General features: G+C 72.2%; 11 protein-coding genes, 1 pseudogene and 1 riboswitch. Of the genes and pseudogenes, 3 read left to right on the top strand and 9 right to left on the bottom strand.

Annotated features, from left to right (window positions below):
* Positions 1-73: 73 nt before the first annotated feature.
* The 4 genes and pseudogenes from prfB to AB0C36_RS11360 form a co-directional block, all read right to left on the bottom strand.
* Positions 74-1,186, bottom strand: a complete 1,113-nt coding sequence (gene prfB, locus AB0C36_RS11370; protein ID WP_358352481.1) for a peptide chain release factor 2 — start codon at positions 1,184-1,186, stop codon at positions 74-76.
* Positions 1,187-1,285: 99 nt separating this feature from the next.
* Positions 1,286-2,239 carry a DUF8189 domain-containing protein gene (locus AB0C36_RS43370; protein ID WP_494410245.1) on the bottom strand — a complete coding sequence of 318 codons (954 nt, stop codon included), beginning with the start codon at positions 2,237-2,239 and terminating at the stop codon, positions 1,286-1,288.
* 6 nt (positions 2,240-2,245) lie between these two features.
* Positions 2,246-3,421, bottom strand: a pseudogene (locus AB0C36_RS11365) (serine/threonine-protein kinase); the annotation flags it as partial.
* Positions 3,422-3,604: 183 nt separating this feature from the next.
* Positions 3,605-5,230: a serine/threonine-protein kinase gene (locus tag AB0C36_RS11360; RefSeq protein WP_358352480.1), complete on the bottom strand. Its 1,626-nt coding sequence runs from the start codon at positions 5,228-5,230 to the stop codon at positions 3,605-3,607.
* Positions 5,231-5,514: 284 nt separating this feature from the next.
* Here AB0C36_RS11360 and AB0C36_RS11355 point away from each other — a divergent pair, with 284 nt between their 5' ends.
* Positions 5,515-8,157 carry an FHA domain-containing protein gene (locus AB0C36_RS11355; RefSeq protein ID WP_358352478.1) on the top strand — a complete coding sequence of 881 codons (2,643 nt, stop codon included), beginning with the start codon at positions 5,515-5,517 and terminating at the stop codon, positions 8,155-8,157.
* 27 nt (positions 8,158-8,184) lie between these two features.
* Here the strand turns inward: AB0C36_RS11355 and glyA are convergent, their stop codons facing one another.
* Positions 8,185-9,477 carry a serine hydroxymethyltransferase gene (gene glyA / locus AB0C36_RS11350; protein WP_358352476.1) on the bottom strand — a complete coding sequence of 431 codons (1,293 nt, stop codon included), beginning with the start codon at positions 9,475-9,477 and terminating at the stop codon, positions 8,185-8,187.
* 87 nt (positions 9,478-9,564) lie between these two features.
* A riboswitch (ZMP/ZTP riboswitch) is annotated at positions 9,565-9,656 on the bottom strand.
* A gap of 287 nt (positions 9,657-9,943) precedes the next feature.
* Here glyA and AB0C36_RS11345 point away from each other — a divergent pair.
* Positions 9,944-10,324 (top strand): hypothetical protein, encoded by a 381-nt coding sequence (locus AB0C36_RS11345; protein WP_358352475.1) that lies wholly within the window; start codon positions 9,944-9,946, stop codon positions 10,322-10,324.
* 10 nt (positions 10,325-10,334) lie between these two features.
* On the opposite strand, the gene AB0C36_RS11340 is transcribed toward AB0C36_RS11345, so the two are convergent.
* From AB0C36_RS11340 to AB0C36_RS11330, 3 genes are all read right to left on the bottom strand, one after another.
* Positions 10,335-11,345, bottom strand: coding sequence for an LppU/SCO3897 family protein (locus tag AB0C36_RS11340; RefSeq protein ID WP_358352473.1), 1,011 nt, complete (start codon positions 11,343-11,345; stop codon positions 10,335-10,337).
* A 306-nt stretch (positions 11,346-11,651) separates the two neighbouring features.
* Positions 11,652-16,532 (bottom strand): NAD-glutamate dehydrogenase, encoded by a 4,881-nt coding sequence (locus tag AB0C36_RS11335; protein WP_358352471.1) that lies wholly within the window; start codon positions 16,530-16,532, stop codon positions 11,652-11,654.
* Positions 16,533-16,863: 331 nt separating this feature from the next.
* Complete coding sequence (locus tag AB0C36_RS11330) at positions 16,864-17,136, bottom strand: isoamylase early set domain-containing protein (RefSeq protein ID WP_358352469.1); 273 nt, start codon at positions 17,134-17,136, stop codon at positions 16,864-16,866.
* A 219-nt stretch (positions 17,137-17,355) separates the two neighbouring features.
* Here AB0C36_RS11330 and AB0C36_RS11325 point away from each other — a divergent pair, with 219 nt between their 5' ends.
* Entirely contained in the window at positions 17,356-17,922 is a 567-nt protein-coding gene (locus tag AB0C36_RS11325) for a DJ-1/PfpI family protein (RefSeq protein WP_358352467.1), read from the top strand.
* A gap of 177 nt (positions 17,923-18,099) precedes the next feature.
* Here the strand turns inward: AB0C36_RS11325 and AB0C36_RS11320 are convergent.
* On the bottom strand, positions 18,100-18,369 hold a 270-nt coding region (locus AB0C36_RS11320; RefSeq protein ID WP_358352466.1), incomplete at its 5' end, for an aldehyde dehydrogenase family protein.

The raw sequence follows: 18,369 nt of genomic DNA, 5'->3' as shown, positions 1-18,369 counted from the left end.
GGCAGGCAACTACCAGGCAGGCAGCGTGGCGCGATGCCGTCGGGCAGATCCGCCCGTTACCGCCGGGCTCCGACTACGCGCTCGCCGTCTGCTGCTGCTTGCGCCAGCGGATGCCCGCCTCGATGAACCCGTCGATGTCGCCGTCGAGCACCGACTGCGGGTTGCCGACCTCGAACTCGGTCCGCAGGTCCTTGACCATCTGGTACGGGTGCAGGACGTACGAGCGCATCTGGTTGCCCCAGGACGATCCGTCGCCCTTGAGCGCGTCCATCTTCGCCCGGTCCTCCTGGCGCTGCTTCTCCAGCAGCTTGGCCTGGAGGACGGCCATCGCGGTCGCCTTGTTCTGGATCTGCGAGCGCTCGTTCTGGCAGGAGACGACGATGCCGGTGGGCAGGTGGGTCAGGCGCACCGCGGAGTCGGTGGTGTTGACGCCCTGGCCGCCGGGGCCCGAGGACCGGTACACGTCGACGCGCAGCTCCGACTCGTCGATGTCGACGTGGTCGGTCTGCTCGACGACCGGCAGCACCTCGACACCCGCGAACGAGGTCTGGCGGCGGCCCTGGTTGTCGAACGGCGAGATGCGCACGAGGCGGTGCGTGCCCTGCTCGACGGAGAGCGTGCCGTACGCGTACGGCGACTTCACCGCGAAGGTGGCGGACTTGATGCCCGCCTCTTCCGCGTACGAGGTGTCGTAGACCTCGGTCGAGTAGTTGTGGCGCTCGGCCCAGCGGGTGTACATGCGCAGCAGCATCTCGGCGAAGTCCGCGGCGTCGACGCCGCCCGCCTCGGCGCGGATGGTCACCAGCGCCTCGCGGGCGTCGTACTCGCCCGAGAGCAGCGTGCGCACCTCGAGCTCGTCGACGGTCTTGCGGATCGCGGTGAGCTCGCCTTCGGCCTCGGTACGCGTGTCCGCGTCGTCCTCGGCCTCGGCCAGCTCGAAGAGAACCGGGACGTCGTCGATGCGGCGGCGGAGGTCCTCGACCTTCCGCAGCTCGCCCTGGAGGAACGACAGGCGGCTGGTGACCTTCTGCGCGCTCTCCGGGTCGTCCCACAGGTCGGGCGCCGCCGCCTGCTCGTTGAGCTCGGCGATGTCGGCCCGCATCTTGTCCAGGTCGAGGACCGCCTCGATCGACTCCATGGTGGATTCGACGGACTTCAGCTCTTCGGAAGGATCAATGGCAGCCACGCCCCCATCGTACTGGTCCACGCGTGTCCGCTTCGTCGGCGGATGCGGGCGGTGCGGCCGGGGCGTGCGGCGGGGGTCCCGCGGTCGGTGCCGCGGCGGTCACGCGGGGACGGCGACCTGCACGCGTCCGTTCTGCCCGCGGACGTACACGTCGACCCGCTCGGGAGTCGCCGCCACCGCGGCGACTCCGTCGGGGGCGGTGGCGTCCAGGGACACCGGCCGCCACGCGTCGCCGAGGCTCACCGCGCCGACCAGGTGCCCGGCGCTGCCCTGCGGCTGCCCGGACGGCCCGGTCGGGGTCGCCGCGGGCTCGCCCTGGCCCGCCTGGCCGCCCAGTTCGGGGACGACGACCGCCAGCCCGCCGTTCGGAGTCCACGCGGTGGCGGGCCGCCCGCCCGCGCCGAACGTGCCGACCCGCTGCGGCTCGCGCCAGTCGCCTGCCGCGAACGTCACCTGCAGCAGCGCGTGGTCGCCGGCGCGCACGACGAACGCCTCCATCGTGCCGGGCACGGACGCGGTCAGCGCCGGGGCCTGCTCGATGATCCCGGCCTTGTGGACCTTGGTGAAGCCGGTCCAGTTGGCGCCGGCGAGCGTCCCGTACATGAGCGCGTCGCCGGAGCGCACGACCACTTCGAGGCGGTCACCGTTGCCGGTCGCCGCGGGGGCGCCGGTGATCCTGGTCCTGGTGTCGACCCGCATCCAGTCGCCCCAGCCGCCGTCCGCGAAGCTGCACCGGTAGAGCAGCCGGTCCGCGGCGCCGACCGCGAGCACGTCGACCCGGCCAGGGCCGGGCGCGGTCACGGCCAGGTCCTCCGCGGTCTTGAAGGCGGGGAGCTTCTGCCAGTCGCCGAACTTCGCGCCGTCGCCGGCCGAGTACCAGGGCTGGCCGGTGCCGTCACGCTGCACGACGTACGTCTGCGCGCCCGTGGGGCGGGCGGCGCCCGGGCCGCCGACGAGCGACACGGGTGCGGCGGGCAGTTGCGTCCACTTGTCCCACACCGGAACGCGCGCCGCCCGGTCACCGGAGCCCGACGAGGCGGGCGGCGGCGGCACGGCCGCCGGTGCGGCAGCGGCGGGCGTCCCGGACGGCGAGACGGTCGAGCCGACCGGCTCCTGCTTCTTCGGGGCTTCGTCGTCCTTGCCGAACAACCACCAGCCGGTGCCGCCCGCGACCACCAGGACGAGGACGGTGCCGACCACGGCGGCGGTGCGGTTGCGGCGCTTGCGGTGCGTGCTGCGGCGCCGCGACGCGGCGATCGGCGGCGCGGCGAAGGTCGGGCGGGCGAGGTTGGTGTGCGTGTCGCGGGTCGCGTCGGGCTCGGCTCCGGACACCAGCGGCACGACGCCCGCGGGCAGCGGGGGCGGCGTCTCGCCGCGGTCGGGGTGGCCGCCTCCGTCGGGTGCCGGTACGTCGAAGCGCGGCAGCCCGGCGAGCGCGGGCTGTGCGGCGCGCAGCCGCTCGCCGACCTCGCGGGCCGTCAGACGGGCCGCCGGGGCCTTCGACAGGCAGGCGGCGAGGACTTCGGCGACCGGGGCGGGCAGGCCGGGGATGCCGGGGACCGGCTCGGTGACGTGGCGGCGCAGCACCGCGCCGGGGTGGCCGCCGCCGAACGGGGTCCAGCCGGTGAGGAGTTCGTACAGCACGGTGCCGAGCGCGTACACGTCGACGGCGGCGGTGGGCTGCAGGCCCTCGATGATCTCGGGTGCGAGGTAGTCCGGCGTTCCGATGATGCGGGTGGCCCGGGTGCGGCGCGGCGCGTCGACGAGGCGGGCGATGCCGAAGTCGGTGAGTTTTGCCCGGACTTGGCCGTGCGCGGTGTCCAACAGGACGTTCTCGGGCTTCACATCGCGGTGGATCACGCCCTCGGCGTGCGCGGCGGAGAGGCCTTCGGCGACGTCGGCGCACACGGCCGCGGCCAGGGCCGGGGTGAGGACGCGCTCCTTCTCCAGCCGGGTCCGCAGGTCGGGGCCGTCGACCAGGTCCATGACGAGGGCGAGGTCGGAGCCGTCCACGACGAGGTCGTGGATGCCGACGATGCCGGGGTGGTCGAGGCTGACCAGCGCGGTCCGCTCCTGGACGAAGCGCGCGACGAGCACCTCGTCGGACGCGAGGTCTTCGCGCAGCAGCTTGATGGCGACGGGACCCTCGGGTCCCTCGCCTGCCCAGACGGTGCCGCTGGCGCCGCGCCCGAGGACTTTCAGGGCGACGTACCGGCTGCCGATCCTGCGTGCCACTGCTGCTCCGTGTCCTTGGCATGCCTCGACTTCGGACTTCCGTGCCCGAAGGCTACCTGGCGCACACCTCGAACCAGCGTGGTGTGGCGGATCCGCGACCGGGTGTCGCGCCGTCATGGAAGCGCTTTGTCGATCTTTGGGCGGCGCGCGACAGGCCCGCGGGGGCCTGCGGGGCCTCGCCGGTCACGGGCTCGTGTCGGCGCCTCCGGTGCCACCGTTGCCGCCGCCGTTGCCGCCGTCACCGCCGCCGTCGAAGAAGTCCTTGGTCTTTTCGTACCAGCCCTTTACCTCGCCGAAGACGTCGATCGCGTTGTTGACCCAGTCGCGCAGCGGGCTGAACCAGTAGATGGCGAACAGGATCGCCGCCATCACGACCAGCCGCATGAGGCAGCCGAGCGTGCACCCCACCCCGGGGATGCGCGACGGACGGAAGCCGCCCCTGCGCCGGGGCTCCCGCGGTTCCCGCGGCTCGCGCCGCCGGCGCGGCGGTTCGACCTCGGGCGGGCGCTGCGAATCGCGGCGCTGCGGGGGCGGCGGAGGCGGTTCGCGGCGCGGCGGCGGTTCGGGCGCACGGTACGGCGGCGGGGCGGCGGGAGGCCCGGCGGACGGGCCGCCGCCCTGGCGGGCGTACCCCGGCTCGTCGCGATAAAGCGGCTGCTGCGGGTACCCGGACGGCTGCGACGACGGGCGGTAGGGCGGGGGCACTTCGTCCATCACGCGCGTGCGGTCGGGCGCGGGCGGCTGCGGCGGACGTTGCGCGGGCGGCGGCGGGGGCGGCGCCGACGGCGGGCCGGGTACGCCGGAGCCCGAACGCGGCACCACGCGGGTGGGGTCGTCGGCACCCGGGGCACCGAGGCCGCCGGGGCCGCCCGGCCCACCAGGTCCGCTGCCCGAGCCGAAGCCCGCGGCACCGGCCGCACCGCCGACCGCCGCCGCTCCCCCGATCGCCGCGGCGTCGAGCATGCGGCGCAGCGACCCGTCGTCGGCCCGGCTGCCCTGCAGCACCTCGGCGGCGTGCCGGAGCACGTTGCCGAGGCCCTGCGCGTCGGGGCGCCGCTCCGGCTGCTTGGACAGGCAGCGCTCGACCACGAGCCAATAGGCGTCGGGCATGTTCGCGGGCCGGGTCGGCGTTTCGGCGAGGTGCCGGTGCAGCAGCGCGATCGGGTTGGAGTCGGTGAACGGCGGGTGGCCCGCGACGAGCTCGTACAGCACGACGCCCGCGGCGTAGATGTCCACGGACGGGGTCAGCGGGCGGCCCTCGGCGGACTCGGGGGCGACGTAGCTGGGGGTGCCGACCAGTTCGTGGGTGCGTGTCAGCGCGGGCGATTCGGCGAGGCGCGCGATCCCGAAGTCGGTGAGCATCGGGTAGAGCGAGTCGCCGTTGCGGTTGAGCATGATGTTGGCGGGCTTGAGGTCGCGGTGGATCACGCCGTCCGCGTGTGTCACGTGCAGCGCGTCGCATACCTGGGCCATCGTCAGCGCCGCGGCGACGGGCGGCAGCGGGCCGTTGTCGCGCAGGTACGTGCGCAGGTCCGGTCCGTCGATGAGGTCCATGACCAGCGCGAGCAGCTCGCCTTCGACGACCAGGTCGCGCACGCGCACCAGGTTCGGGTGGCTGAGCCGCAGCAGCAGGGAGCGCTCGCGCAGGAAGCGCGTGACGACGTCGGGGTCGCCCGCGAGCTCCTCGCGCAGCACCTTGACCGCGACGACCTCGCCCGTGTCGCGGACTCGCGCGCGCCACACGGTGCCGCTGGCGCCCCGCCCGAGCGTCTCCTCGAGCAGGTACTTGCTTCCGACCGGCCGGTCCACTGCGCTCCCCAGACGTACTGACAGCTGTTCGCACACCTTAGGGCGCACGCAGGGGCCGGCACAGCGCCCCTCGCGGGTGGGGACGCAGCCGAGCCCGGAACCGGTTCATCACGCACAGTCCCACCGGTCGGCGGACGCGATGTGCCCCGCAAGATCATTCCCATCCGCGTTCAAGGAGTGCCATCCTCGTCGCGGATGCGAGGATGCGTACTGTGCACGTCGCATAACTCGTGCGGTTCACGCGCGGTACGCAGGCAACGCTGTGGCAGGGCGGACGGAGGAGCATGCAGATCCGGCTGACCGTGCTCGGGTCCCGTGGCGAGGGACCGGGGGCGGACGTGCTCGTCACCGCCCCCACCGGGACGACGTTCGGGGCCGTCGCGGGCGCGTTGCGGTCCACGTCGGGGACCGACGGGCAGCGGTTCTGGGTCGGCGACACGCGGCTTGCCGACAACACCCCGCTGGGCCGACCGCCGCTCGTGGACGGTGCGTTGGTGACCGTCGGGCGTCCCGGCCCCGCGTCGCCGGCCGTCGGATCTCCCGAACTGCGGGTCGTGGGCGGGCCGGACGCGGGCGGCGTGCATCTGCTGCGCCAGGGCACCGTACGCATCGGCCGCGCTCCCGAAGCCGAGATCCGGCTCGGCGACCCCGATCTGTCGCGCCTGCACGCGGAACTGACGATAACTCCCGGCGCGCGCGGCCACGTTCGCGTCGCCGACCTCGGTTCGACGAACGGCACCACGCTGGACGGCATGCCGGTCGGTGCCGAGGCGATGCGCCTGGAACCCGGCTCGCTGCTACGGCTCGGCGAGACGACCCTGACCGCGGTGCTGCCGCTGCCGTACGACCCGGATCCACACGCCGCACCCGACGCCCCGCGTCCGGACGGCCTGGGCCACGTCGTCCTGCCCCGCCTGCCCCGGCAGCCCTCACCGCCCGTCGAGCAGGTACGCGTCGACCTGCCGGACGAGCCCGCCGGCCGCAGACTCGGGCTCGCCGGCCGCCGGCGTGCGGTGGCCGCCGAGCGCGCCCGTCTGGAGGACCAGGCCCGGCTCGCGGTCGTCGAGGAGGTCCGCAGACGCCGCGCGCACAGCCCCGATCTCGCCGCGCTGCTCCTCGCCGCCCTCGACGCCGGTGCCGCGGAGAGCGGCAGGCCAGCGGTCCCGGTCCGGATCTGGGAGCGGCACGGCGACCCGGCCGAACGCCTCGCGGTCCGCCTCGGCACCGGCGACATCCCCTCCGAGGTCTCGGTCACCTCCAGCGAGGGGGTGCGCAGGCTCACCGCGTACGCCGCACCGGTGACCGTCTCGCTGCGCGACTCCGTCCTGGGACTGGCCGGTCCGCGGCCGAGGCTGCTCGGTCTGGCGCGTTCCGTGGTCGCCCAACTCGCCGCGCTGCACGGCCCGCACGAGCTGGAACTCGTGCTGCTGTGCGCGGATCCGGCGACCGCCGCCGACTGGGCGTGGCTGCGCTGGCTGCCCCAGCTCCGCCCGACCGACGGCCAGGACTGCCGCCTCCTGCTGGGCCTGAACCGCGACCAGGTCCTGGCCCGCACCGGCGAGTTGCTGGACCGCCTCGACCGCGACCGGGGCGGGCGCGGACGCCGCCGCACCGTCGTGGTCATGGACGGCGCGGGCACGCTCACCGCGCGGCCAGAACTCGTCCGGCTGCTCGCCGAGGGGCCCGCGGCGGGCGTCCATGCGCTGTGCCTGGACGACCGTGCCGAGGAACTGCCGTTGCAGTGCTCGGTGATCGGCCGGGTGGCCGGCGAGGTCGGCACGCGGCTGTCGCTGATCGGCCCGGGCCCGAACCGGATAGAGGACATCGTCGCCGACGCGGTCTCCCCCGCCTGGGCCGACCGGTTCGCCCGGGCACTGGCCCCGTTGCGCGAGGCGGCCGCGCGTACCGTCTCCCCGCTGCCGGAGACCGTGCGCCTGCTCGACCTGCTCGGGTTCGACCTCATGACGCCGGCCAAGGTGCTCGGCTCGTGGCGCGACGGGGGCCGCAGCCCGCGCGGCGTGCTCGGCGCGGATGTGCGTGGCGCGGTCACCGTCGACCTCGACAACGACGGCCCGCACATGGTCATCGGCGGTACGGCGGGCTCCGGCAAAACCGAACTGCTCGCCGCGTTCGTGACGTCCCTCGCCGTCGCCAACCGCCCCGACCAGCTGGGCGTCGTCCTCGTACGCGGCACGCCGATCGACCCCCAGGAAGCACCCGACGGCATCGCCGCGTGCGCGGAACTCCCGCACACGATCGGCTACCTCGACGAGCCCGACGCCTCGCGCGCCGCCGACGCCGTGTCCGCCGTGCTGCACGAACTCGCGCGCCGTGAACACCTGTTGCGCGGCGACCGGTTCGCGTCGTACCGCGACGAGCACGGTTCCCCGCTGCCGCGCGTGCTCGTCGCGGTCGACGACATAGAGCGCCTGGCCGGGCGCTTTCCCGGGCTCGTCAAGGGCCTCGCCGACATCGTCCACCGCGGCGGCGCACTCGGCGTGCACCTCGCGGTCGCGACCGGCCAGCCCGCGCTGGCCGGGTCGATCGAGGCCACCGCCGAGGCCGAACTGCGCGTCGCCTTGCGCACCGACGACGCGACCGCGTCCCACGCCCTCATCCACATCGACGACGCCGCGACGCTCGACGACGAGTACCCGGGCCGGGCCCTGATCCGCGGATCCGACGGCGCCGTGCACCCGTTCCAGGCGGGCCGTGTGACGGGCCGCATGCCGCGCACCGCGACGCTGCGCCCGACCGCCGTCCGCCAGGACTGGACCGACATGGGGGCGCCGCTTACGCGCCGCTCCACGGCCACCGCGGCGAGCGGGCGGCCACTCATCGGACCGACCGATCTCGCGCTGCTCGTCGGCACGTTGCGCCGCGCGGCCGACCAGCTTGGTGCGGCCCCGCTGCCCCGGCTCTGGTGAGCCGGGGCAGCGGCCGCGCCACCCGGGTCAGTCGACCGGCAGGCCCGGCGCCGGGTAGGCGGCGGTCAACTCGCGGACCTCGGCGCGTACTTGCTCCTCGACCCCGGTGCGGCCGGTGCGTACCGCGTCGACGACGCGGTCGATCCACGTGGCGACCAGGGGCATGTGCTCCTCGCCGATGCCGCGTGAGGTGAGCGCGGGGGTACCGATGCGGATGCCGGAGGGGTCGAAGGGGCGGCGCGTGTCGTACGGAACGGCGTTGTGGTTGACGACGATGCCGGCGCGGTCGAGGGCCTTCGCGGCCGGCTTGCCCGGCACGCCGCGCGAGGTCAGGTCGACGAGCAGCAGGTGGGTGTCGGTGCCGCCGGAGACCAGGTCGAAGCCCCGGGCGGCCAGTTCCTCGCCCAGGCGGCGGGCGTTGGCGACCACCGCCCGGGCGTAGGCGCCGAATTCGGGCGTCGCGGCCTCGCGGAGCGCGACCGCGATCGCCGCCGTCGTGTGGTTGTGCGGACCGCCTTGCAGGCCCGGGAAGACCGCCTTGTCGACGGCCTTCGCGTGCTCGGCGCCGCACAGGATCATCGCGCCGCGCGGGCCGCGCAGCGTCTTGTGGGTGGTCGTGGAGACGACGTCGGCGTGGCCGATCGGGGACGGGTGCACACCGGCGGCGACCAAGCCGGCGATGTGCGCGATGTCCGCGACCAGGACCGCACCGACCTCCCGGGCGATCTCCGCGAAGGCGGCGAAGTCGATGGCGCGCGGCACCGCCGTACCACCGCAGAAGATGAGTTTGGGGCGTTCGTGCAGGGCGATCGAGCGGACCTCGTCGAGGTCGATCCGGCCGGTGTCCCGGCGCACGCCGTACGAACTGGACCGGAACCACCGGCCGGTGGCCGACACGTCCCAGCCGTGCGTCAGGTGCCCGCCCATCGGCAGCGACATGCCGAGCACCGCGTCGCCGGGCTTCGCGAAGGCCAGGTAGAGGGCGAGGTTGGCGGGCGAACCGGAGTACGGCTGCACGTTGGCGTGCTCTGCGCGGAAGAGGGCCCGGGCGCGGGCGCAGGCCAACTCCTCGACGGGGTCCACGACCTGCTGGCCCTCGTAGTAGCGGCGGCCCGGGTAGCCCTCGGAGTACTTGTTGGTGAGCACCGTGCCGGTGGCCTCCAGCACGGCCGTGGAGACGTAGTTCTCGCTCGCGATCATCCGCAGCGTCTCGGTCTGGAGGCGCTCCTCGTCGCGGACGAGTGCGGCGATCTCGGGGTCGGTGGCGTGGAGCGCGGGCCGGCGCTGCCCGGACTGACCATCCGGGGACGGACTGGGCACGGACGGACTGTGCACGGACGTACGGGTGGTCGGGGATGCTTCGACGGATGCCACGGGCTTCCTCCCGGGTCGGCCTTCAGGTCGGGACCCGGGTGCCCAGGCGGACGGCACCGCGCGCAATCGCTCGCTGCCGCTTCCTCGTGGTCGGTTCCACGTCGACGCCAGTCGCGGCACGAACAGGCTATTCCACCGGAGCCGGACGCGGCCACCGACTTGGCCCACGATCGTTACAGATCCGCCACCATGGGGGGTCGCCGAGTCTGGCAAGGTCCATCAGGCGTAACGTGATTAACAAATAACACGGGGATTGCCCCAGTAAGACCGGTTGGAGAGGCTGCCTGGGGCGGGTAGGAAAGCGGGGGCACAAATGAGGGGCAGCCGCCGAACAGCGCTGCTGCGTACGCTTTATGCCGTATTGGCGGTAGAGGGGACCGCGCTACTTCTCGGCGCGGGGACGCTGGGCGTCATGGCCGCCGCGGTTCGCCAGGAGGAGAGCGACCGGCTCTCCGGGCTCGACGGAATGCTGGCACTGACCGCGATTCTGTCCGCCGCGCTGGCCGCATTGTGCGCGGGGAGCATATTCGCGGTCCGCAGTACGCTCCGCCACGGGTACGGTGCGCTCGGCCGCGCCGCGACACTCGGAATGTTCCACCTGTGGGCGGCCATGCTCGTCGTCACGCTCAAGGGCCCGCTGTGGCTGCTCGCACCGACGGGGGTGCCCGCCGCGTTCTACCTGAGCGCGTGGTGGCTGCTGAAGGACCGCAGGCGCGACGACCTGCTCCTGCTGGAGAACGAGATCCCGGCGCCGCGCCGGCCCGAAGCGGCCGAGCGCGCGTCACGTCCCTGACACTCTGTCATCAACCGCTTCCGGCACGTTCATTCGGTGCCACGCACCACACGTCGGTACGGCCGTCTCGGTGGACCACCATCGGATCTGTGGCGCCCTGCACGACGGCGCAGGTCGTCGCGTCCGCAGCGCCCTTGAAGACCTCCAGGACGGTGTACTTCGCGGCACCGCTTGTGCAGTCCATCGGCTTGACGTCGGTGCCGCCCAGCGCCGCGATGCAGCTGCCTTCGCGGACGCCCGCGGGCTCCCCGTCGTAGAACGTCCAGCCCCAGTAGCCGAAGACGCCGAGGCAGGCGACCACGGCGAACGCCAGTAGTCGGCGCATCGGCCGTCCGAGGCGGGCGCGCCCGGCGTCGTGGCCCGCTCGGCTCCCGCGCCCGTCCTCGCCCTCCCCGCGGCCCGCGACCTCCCTGCGCTCCCGGCGCGACGGGACGCTTGCGGGTTCGTTGGCGCGCGGGACCAGCGCGCCGGACGGCCGCTCGTCGGCTGCGGGGCGGCGAGGGTAGTACTGCTGACCCGCCGGGGGATTTGCCTGGTTTATCGCGGACATCTCGCCCGGTCGCGGCCGATACGCGTGCATGCCTCCGCCGTACGAAGGGGGTTGGCCGAACTGGTCGCCCTCGCCGCGGTATCCGTGGGCACCGTAGTCGTACGGCTCGTACCGGTCCAACTGCTGGTACGGCGTCGGCGGCTCGTCGAAGTCGCCCGGTCCGTACTGCGGCGACCCGTAGTGCGCCTCGTACTGCGCGCCGTAGTGCGCCCCGTGGTCCGAGCCTCCGAACTCCGAACCACCGTATTCCGGGCGGCCGTACTCCGGACCGCCGTACTCGGGGGCGCCGTACTCCGGACCGCCGTACTCGGGGCCGGCGTAGGCGGGCCCAGCCGGGTCCGGCCCGAGGCCCTGGTCGTGCTCGAACGCGTACTCGCGTCCGTACTCCTGCTCGTACGACGGAGCTCCGTCGAGCCAAGCGGGCAGGTACGGGGTCGGTTGGACTTCGTCCGGTTCCGGTCGGTCGTGCATCCAAGCCTCCGAAACACGAACGGCGGCGGGCGAAACAGGGCCAGGTGCGAAAGGTACTGACGTACGGATGTGCTGACGTACCGGCGCACGTGTGACCGTACCGGTGTACGCCGACGTACGGACGTGCCCGCCAACCTTCGACTATTGACCCGCGTTCATCAAGGGATGACCAGCCGGAGACGACAGCGGGGCCGCAAGGAGAACACCTCCCTGCGGCCCCGCACAAGCCCAAGCCCGTCCGAACCGCCCGGTTCAGGCCGAACTTGACACTGCGTCAGTTCACGCTTGCGTCAGTTCACGCTTGCGTCAGTTCATGCTGCCGCTGCGCAGCAGGGTCCGGATCACGCGCATGGCGACCGAAAGCGTCGCCAGGTCGTACGTCTCCGCCTCCTGCAACTCCTCCAGCGTCGTCCGCGCCCGGTTGATCACCGACGCGTTCCGCTCCTCCCACGCCTTGAACCGCAGCTCCGGCGTGTCCTCCGGCCCGCCCGACGACAGCACGTCGAAGGTGAGGCCGGCCTGCGCCGCGTACAGGTCCTCGCGCAGCGACGCCCGGGCCATCGACTTCCAGCGGTCGTCGCGCGGCAGCTCGATGATGCGGTCCAGCATCATCGCGATCGGCAGCCGGTCGACCAGATCGAAGTACACCTCGGCGACCTCGATGACGCCGTGCCCGGAGTCGCGGGACACCTCGACGATGTCGAGCGCGGCGTACGCCGACGAGAACCCGGCCACCACCGTCGCCAGGTCGTGCGGCACCCCGGCGTCGGTGAACTCCTTGTAGAGGCCGTCCATCCACTCCAGGTCGCTGCCGCGCAGCAGCTTGGGCAGGTGCGCCGCGACGTCCGCGACGCCCTCGGAGAAGAACGCGATCTGCGCCGCGACGTCGATCTCGCGCCGGTTGCTGAGCATCCAGCGCGTGGAGCGCTCGACCAGCCGCCGCATGTGCAGCCGCATCCGGGTCTGGACCGCCGCCGGGACCTGGTTGTCCAGGGCCTTGATGCGCTCCAGGACGTCGTCCGCGCCGAAGATCTGACGCGCCGCCAGGTGTGCGCGGGCCACCTCGTGCGCCGAGGCGCCCGACTCCTCGCGCATGCGGAACATGAACGAGATGCCGGCCAGGTTCACCAGGTCGTTGACCACGCGCGTCGTGATGATCTCCCGGCGCAGCGCGTGGGCGTCGACCTGTGCCCCGAACCGCTCCTGCAGCGCGGTCGGGAAGTACCGGTGCAGTTCGCCGTTCAGGTACTCGTCGTCCGGCAGGGCGGAGGCCAGCAGGTCCTGGGCGAGCACGATCTTCGTGTACGCCAGGAGCACCGCCAGCTCCGGCTGCGTCAGCCCCACGCCCGCCTGCTGGCGGTCGCGCAGCTGGCGGTCGCTCGGCAGGAACTCGATGTCCCGGTCGAGCTGCCCGTCGCGCACCATCTTGCGCAGGTAGCGCATGTGCACGTGCAGCAGCGCCGGGGCCTGGGCGACCGCGTTGGCCAGCGCGTAGTTCTGGTCGTAGTTGTTCTCCAGGACCAGGCGCCCGACCTCGTCGGTCATCTCGGCGAGCAACGTGTTGCGCTGCTTGCCGGTCATGTCCCCGGCCGAGACGACCTGGTTCAGCAGGATCTTGATGTTGACCTCGTGGTCCGAGGTGTCCACACCCGCCGAGTTGTCGATCGCGTCCGTGTTGATCCGGCCACCGGCCAACGCGAACTCCACGCGCCCGAGCTGCGTGCAGCCCAGGTTGCCGCCCTCGCCGACCACCTTGACGCGCAGCGCGCCGCCGTCGACGCGGATCGCGTCGTTCGACTTGTCGCCCACGTCGGCGTTCGACTCCGACGACGCCTTGATGTACGTGCCGATGCCGCCGTTCCAGAACAGGTCGACCGGCGCCTGCAGGATCGCCTTCATCAGCTCGGCCGGCGCCAGGCGCGTCACCGACTCGGCCAGGCCCAGGCGTTCGCGCACCTGCCTGGTGATCTGCACCGACTTGGCGCTGCGCGGGAACACCCCGCCGCCCGCCGAGATCAGGTCCGGGTTGTAGTCCGCCCACGAGCTGCGGGGCAGGTCGAACAGGCGGCGGCGCTCGGCGTACGACACCGCCGCGTCCGGGTCGGGGTCCAGGAAGATGTGCCGGTGGTCGAACGCCGCGACCAGCCTGATGTGCTCCGACAGCAGCATGCCGTTGCCGAACACGTCGCCGGACATGTCGCCGATGCCCACGACCGTGAAGTCCTGGGTCTGCGTGTCGTGGCCCAGCTCGCGGAAGTGCCGCTTGACCGACTCCCACGCGCCGCGCGCGGTGATGCCCATGCCCTTGTGGTCGTAACCGGCCGAGCCGCCCGACGCGAACGCGTCGCCCAGCCAGAACCCGTATGCCCCGGCCACCTCGTTGGCGATGTCCGAGAACGTCGCGGTGCCCTTGTCGGCCGCGACCACCAGGTACGTGTCGTCGCCGTCGTGCCGCACCACCTGCGTAGGCGGCACGACCTCGCCCGCCACCAGGTTGTCGGTGATGTCCAGCAGGCCGGAGATGAAGGTCTTGTAGCAGGCGATGCCCTCGGCGAGCCACGCCTCGCGGTTGGCCTGCGGGTCGGGCAGGTGCTTGCACACGAACCCGCCCTTCGCGCCGACCGGCACGATGACCGTGTTCTTGACCATCTGCGCCTTGACCAGGCCCAGGATCTCGGTGCGGAAGTCCTCGCGCCGGTCGGACCAGCGCAGGCCGCCGCGCGCGACCGCGCCGAAGCGCAGGTGCACGCCCTCGACGCGCGGCGAGTACACGAAGATCTCGAACTTCGGTCGCGGCGCCGGGAGATCGGGGATCTGCTGCGGGTCGAACTTGAGCGAGACGTAGTCGTGCGCCTCGCCGTCGCTGCGGCGCTGGAAGAAGTTCGTGCGCAGCGTCGCGCCGACCATCGCCACGAAGGCCCGCAGGATGCGGTCCTCGTCCAGGCTCGCGACCTGGTCGAGCGCCCCCTCCAGCTCCTCCACCATGCCGTCCACCAGCTCGGTGCCGGCCTGCTGGTGGCCCGGCGAGAAGCGGGCCTCGAAGAGGTTCACCAGGAGGCGCGCGATGTGCACGTTCCCGACGAGGGCGTCCTCGATGTAGTCCTGGCTGAAGGTGGAGCCGGCCTGGCGCAGGTACTTGGCGTACGCGCGCAGCACCATCGCCTGGCGCCAGTTCAGCCCGGCGCGCAGCACCAGGGCGTTGAAGCCGTCGGACTCGGCCTTGCCGGTCCACACGGCGGCGAACGCCTCCTGGAACAGCTGCTTGACCTCGTCGCCCGCTTCGAGCGTCGGGTCGTGGCGCAGGCCGAAGTCGTAGACCCACGCGATGCGGCCGTCGCTGCGGCGCAGCTCGTACGGCCGCTCGTCGACGACCTCGATGCCCATGCGCTGCAGGATCGGCAGCACCTCGGACAGCGACAGCGGGCCGCCGGTGCGGTAGATCTTGAAGCGCCGCTCGCCCGGCAGTGCTCCTATCGGCTGGTACAGGTTGAGGGTGAAGTCCGTACCGGCGTCCCCCGGGTCCAGCGCCTCGATGCGGCGCAGGTCGGCGACCGCGGTGCGCGGGGTGAAGTCGGCCTTGTAGCCCTCGGCGAAGGCGTTCGCGTACGCCCGCGACAGCTCGGCGGCCGGCTCCTCGCCGCACTCGGCGACCAGCGCCTCGGCGAAGTCGTCGGCCCACGAGCGGGTCGCCGCGGCGAGCAGCTTCTCGATGTGCTCGACGTCCGGGTCGCCCAGCGACGAGCCGCGCGGCACCCGGACCGTGAAGTGCAGCCGGGCGAGCACCGACTCGGTGTTGCGGGCGGTGAAGTCGATGACCGAGCCGCCCAGCTCGCGCAGCAGGATGTCCTGCATCTTGAGGCGGATCTCGGTGGTGTAGCGGTCGCGCGGCAGGTAGACGAGGGCCGAGTAGAAGCGGCCGTACTCGTCCTTGCGCAGGAACAGCCGCAGGCGGCGGCGCTCTTGGAGGTACAGCACCGACAGGACGATGTCGTACAGCTCCGGCACCTGGATCTGGAACAGGTCGTCGCGCGGGTACGTCTCGAGGATCTGCAGCAGGTCGCGGCCGTCGTGGCTGGCCGCCGGGAACCCGGCCATCTCCAGCACCTGCTGCACCTTGCGGCGCACCACCGGGATGCGCGTGACGCTCTCGGTGTAGATGGACGACCCGAACAGGCCCAGGAAGCGGCGCTCGCCGACCACGTTGCCGTCCGCGTCGAACTTCTTGACGCCGATGTAGTCGAGGTACGACGGCCGGTGCACGGTGGACCGCGAGTTGGCCTTGGTCAGGATCAGCAGCTTCTTCTCCCGGGCCTTGGCACGGGCCTCCGGGGACAGGCGGCTGAACGAGTTAGACAGGTCCTGGTCCGGGCGCAGCAGGCCGAGGCCGGTGCCGGGGACCGCTCGCAGGCTGTCCTCGCCGTCCTCGACGACCAGGTCGTACTCGCGGTAGCCGAGGAAGGTGAAGTGGTCCTCGGCGAGCCAGCGCAGCAGCTCCCAGGCCTCGCCGATCTCCTCGCTGGGCAGCGCGGGGGGCTCGTCGGCCAGCTCGTCGGCGAGCCGCACCGCCGTCTCGCGCATCTTGGTCCAGTCCTCGACGGCCTCGCGCACGTCGTCCATGACCTGCTTGAGACCGGTCTCGATGACGCGGATGTCCTCCCGGTCGCTCTCCCGGTCGATCTCCACGTGCATCCACGACTCGACCACCGCGTCGTCGGGCACCGCGGCCGCGTCGGAGGTGTCCAGGATCTCCATGAGGTTGCCGGTGATGTCGCGCCGGACCACCAGCTGCGGGTGGATCACCACGTGGATGGCCCGGTCCTGGCGGGACAGTTCGTTGGTGACCGAGTCCACGAGGAACGACATGTCGTCCGTGACGATCTCGATGACGGTGTGGCCGGAGGCCCAGCCGTTCTCCTCGACCGTGGGGGTGTAGACCCGCACCTTCGCCGTGCCCTGCGGGCGGGACGCCGCCAGTCGGCAGTGCGAGATGGCCGCCCCGTACACGTCGACCGGGTCCCGTTCGACCAGGTCGTCGGGGGCGGTGTGCCGGTAGTAGCGGCGAAGCAGGACGTCCAGGTCGATGTGACCGGCGCCTTCGCCGCCTCCGTGCTGTGACGATGCCTGCCGGGCCGCCTCCGCCGCCCGGGCCAGCAGATTCGCTTTCGCCTCGTCCAGCTTGCTCTGCATGATGCCGTCGCTCCTGTCGCGCGCCGTTGCGTGACCGACTACTGCGTTGTCTGTTTTGCGAGTCTCCCCGAACGGCAGCGACGTAGCGCAGCGCCACGGCGGTTCCTTCCGGCGTCTTTGCCGGACCGGTTCCGGCCACCGGGACACCCTTGTCCAGGCGGCTCGGCCGTGAGGCCGTACGTTGCGGGCCGAGGGAAACCCACGCCCGCCAGGCTACCCGCGCCATCCCGCGGCGGTACGGGGGCCCCGGCCCCCGCACGGGCACAAGCTGTCAGCAATCCACCGGGCGCGACGACAATGCGTCAAACGGACACCCGCGGGGGCGGAGCGGTCAGACCGTGACGATGCCGTTCTGACCGTCGTGTTCGGCCGATTCGTCGTCGAACCAGACGCCGTTCTCCGCTAGGTAGCGGAACCGCACGGTCGCGCCGGGCTCCAGCGTCACCGCCACCGAGCGGGTGCCGTTGCTGCGCCGCACAAGCGTGTGCCGCCCGGGCTCCCAGTCGTTGAAGTCGCCCACGACGCTCACCGGCCCCGCCGGGTCGTCCACAGGTAGGCAGAAAGTGATCCGCGTCGAGCCGTTGTCCCTGGCGCGCTTGATCACGTCGTCCCCCTCACTCCGGCCGCTGCGGCCTGTCCTCGGTGGTCACCCGGAATGCGCACAGCACAGCACATGCTCATGTCGTACTCGTGCCGAACGTATTGCAGGATTCCGCTCCCGTCACCCCCTGTCCACATCCGGTAGCCCATTGCCGATTTGCGGACGGCGGGGCACGGTGGACAGACGCCACCAGATCGGGGCGCACTCGGGGAGGCGATCGTCATGGCACGCAGGGTCCTGATCATCACCGGAGACGCGGCGGAGTCGCTCGAGGTGCTGTACCCGTACCAGCGGCTGCGCGAGGAGGGGTACGACGTGCACATCGCCGCACCCTCGCGCAAGAAACTGCAGTTCGTGGTGCACGACTTCGTGGACGGCTTCGACACGTTCACCGAGAAGCCCGGGTACACCTGGCCCGCGGACTTCGCCTTCGTCGAGGTGCGCCCGGAGAACTACGTCGCGCTGGTCGTCCCGGGCGGGCGGGCGCCCGAGTACATCCGCAACAACCCGGTCGTGCAGCGCCTCGTGCGGCACTTCTTCGAGAACGACAAGCCGGTGGCGCACCTGTGCCACGGGCCGCTGATCGCCGCGGCCGCCGGGGTCCTCGACGGGCGGCGTACGTCGGCCTACCCGGCGATCGCCCCGGACGTACGGGCCGCGGGCGGCACCTTCGTGGACGGCGAGGCGGTCGTCGACGGCACTCTGGTCTCCGGGCGCACCTGGGTCGACCACCCTGGCTGGATGCGCGAGTTCATGCAGGTCCTGCGCAGCAAGGCACCGGCGATCTGACCGGTCGGGGACGCAATCGGGGACACAGTCGGGGAACCGTTGTGCCTGCGGGCGCGGCGACTTGCGGGTAATTCGCCCGAACGGCCCAACGACCGAACTGACATGGCCACATGGCCACATGGCTAGTGGTGGTGTGGCGGTGTGGTGGTCTGCCCGTGCGCCTGTGCGGTCGGGCGGTCAGCCGCGGCCCTTGAAGGCGTCCTTCATGTCGTTGGCGAACTGCGAGACCTGGCCCATGACGCCCTTTTCCATGTGGGGGTAGTGGTAGTCGGTGGGTGGGACGAAGGTCTCCTTGATGGTGCGGGTGCTGGTCCACCGCATCAGGTTCTGCTTCGCGCCGGCCTTGTCGTTCGTCCCCGACCCCCGACTCCCACCGAACGGCTGCTGACCCACCACCGCACCGGTCGGCTTGTCATTGACGTAGAAGTTCCCCGCCGCGAACCGCAG

The organism is Streptodolium elevatio, from assembly GCF_040649515.1.
Lineage (GTDB): Bacteria > Actinomycetota > Actinomycetes > Streptomycetales > Streptomycetaceae > Yinghuangia > Yinghuangia elevatio.
This window is presented reverse-complemented; position numbering and strand designations above follow the sequence as displayed.

Excerpts from the sequence above, each read along its gene's own strand:
- AB0C36_RS11325 (WP_358352467.1), top strand. The coding sequence starts at position 17,356 with ATGGCACGCAGGGTCCTGATCATCACCGGAGACGCGGCGGAGTCGCTC.
- AB0C36_RS11340 (WP_358352473.1), bottom strand. The coding sequence starts at position 11,345 with ATGCACGACCGACCGGAACCGGACGAAGTCCAACCGACCCCGTACCTG.
- AB0C36_RS11335 (WP_358352471.1), bottom strand. The coding sequence starts at position 16,532 with ATGCAGAGCAAGCTGGACGAGGCGAAAGCGAATCTGCTGGCCCGGGCG.
- AB0C36_RS11355 (WP_358352478.1), top strand. The coding sequence starts at position 5,515 with ATGCAGATCCGGCTGACCGTGCTCGGGTCCCGTGGCGAGGGACCGGGG.
- AB0C36_RS11345 (WP_358352475.1), top strand. The coding sequence starts at position 9,944 with ATGGCCGCCGCGGTTCGCCAGGAGGAGAGCGACCGGCTCTCCGGGCTC.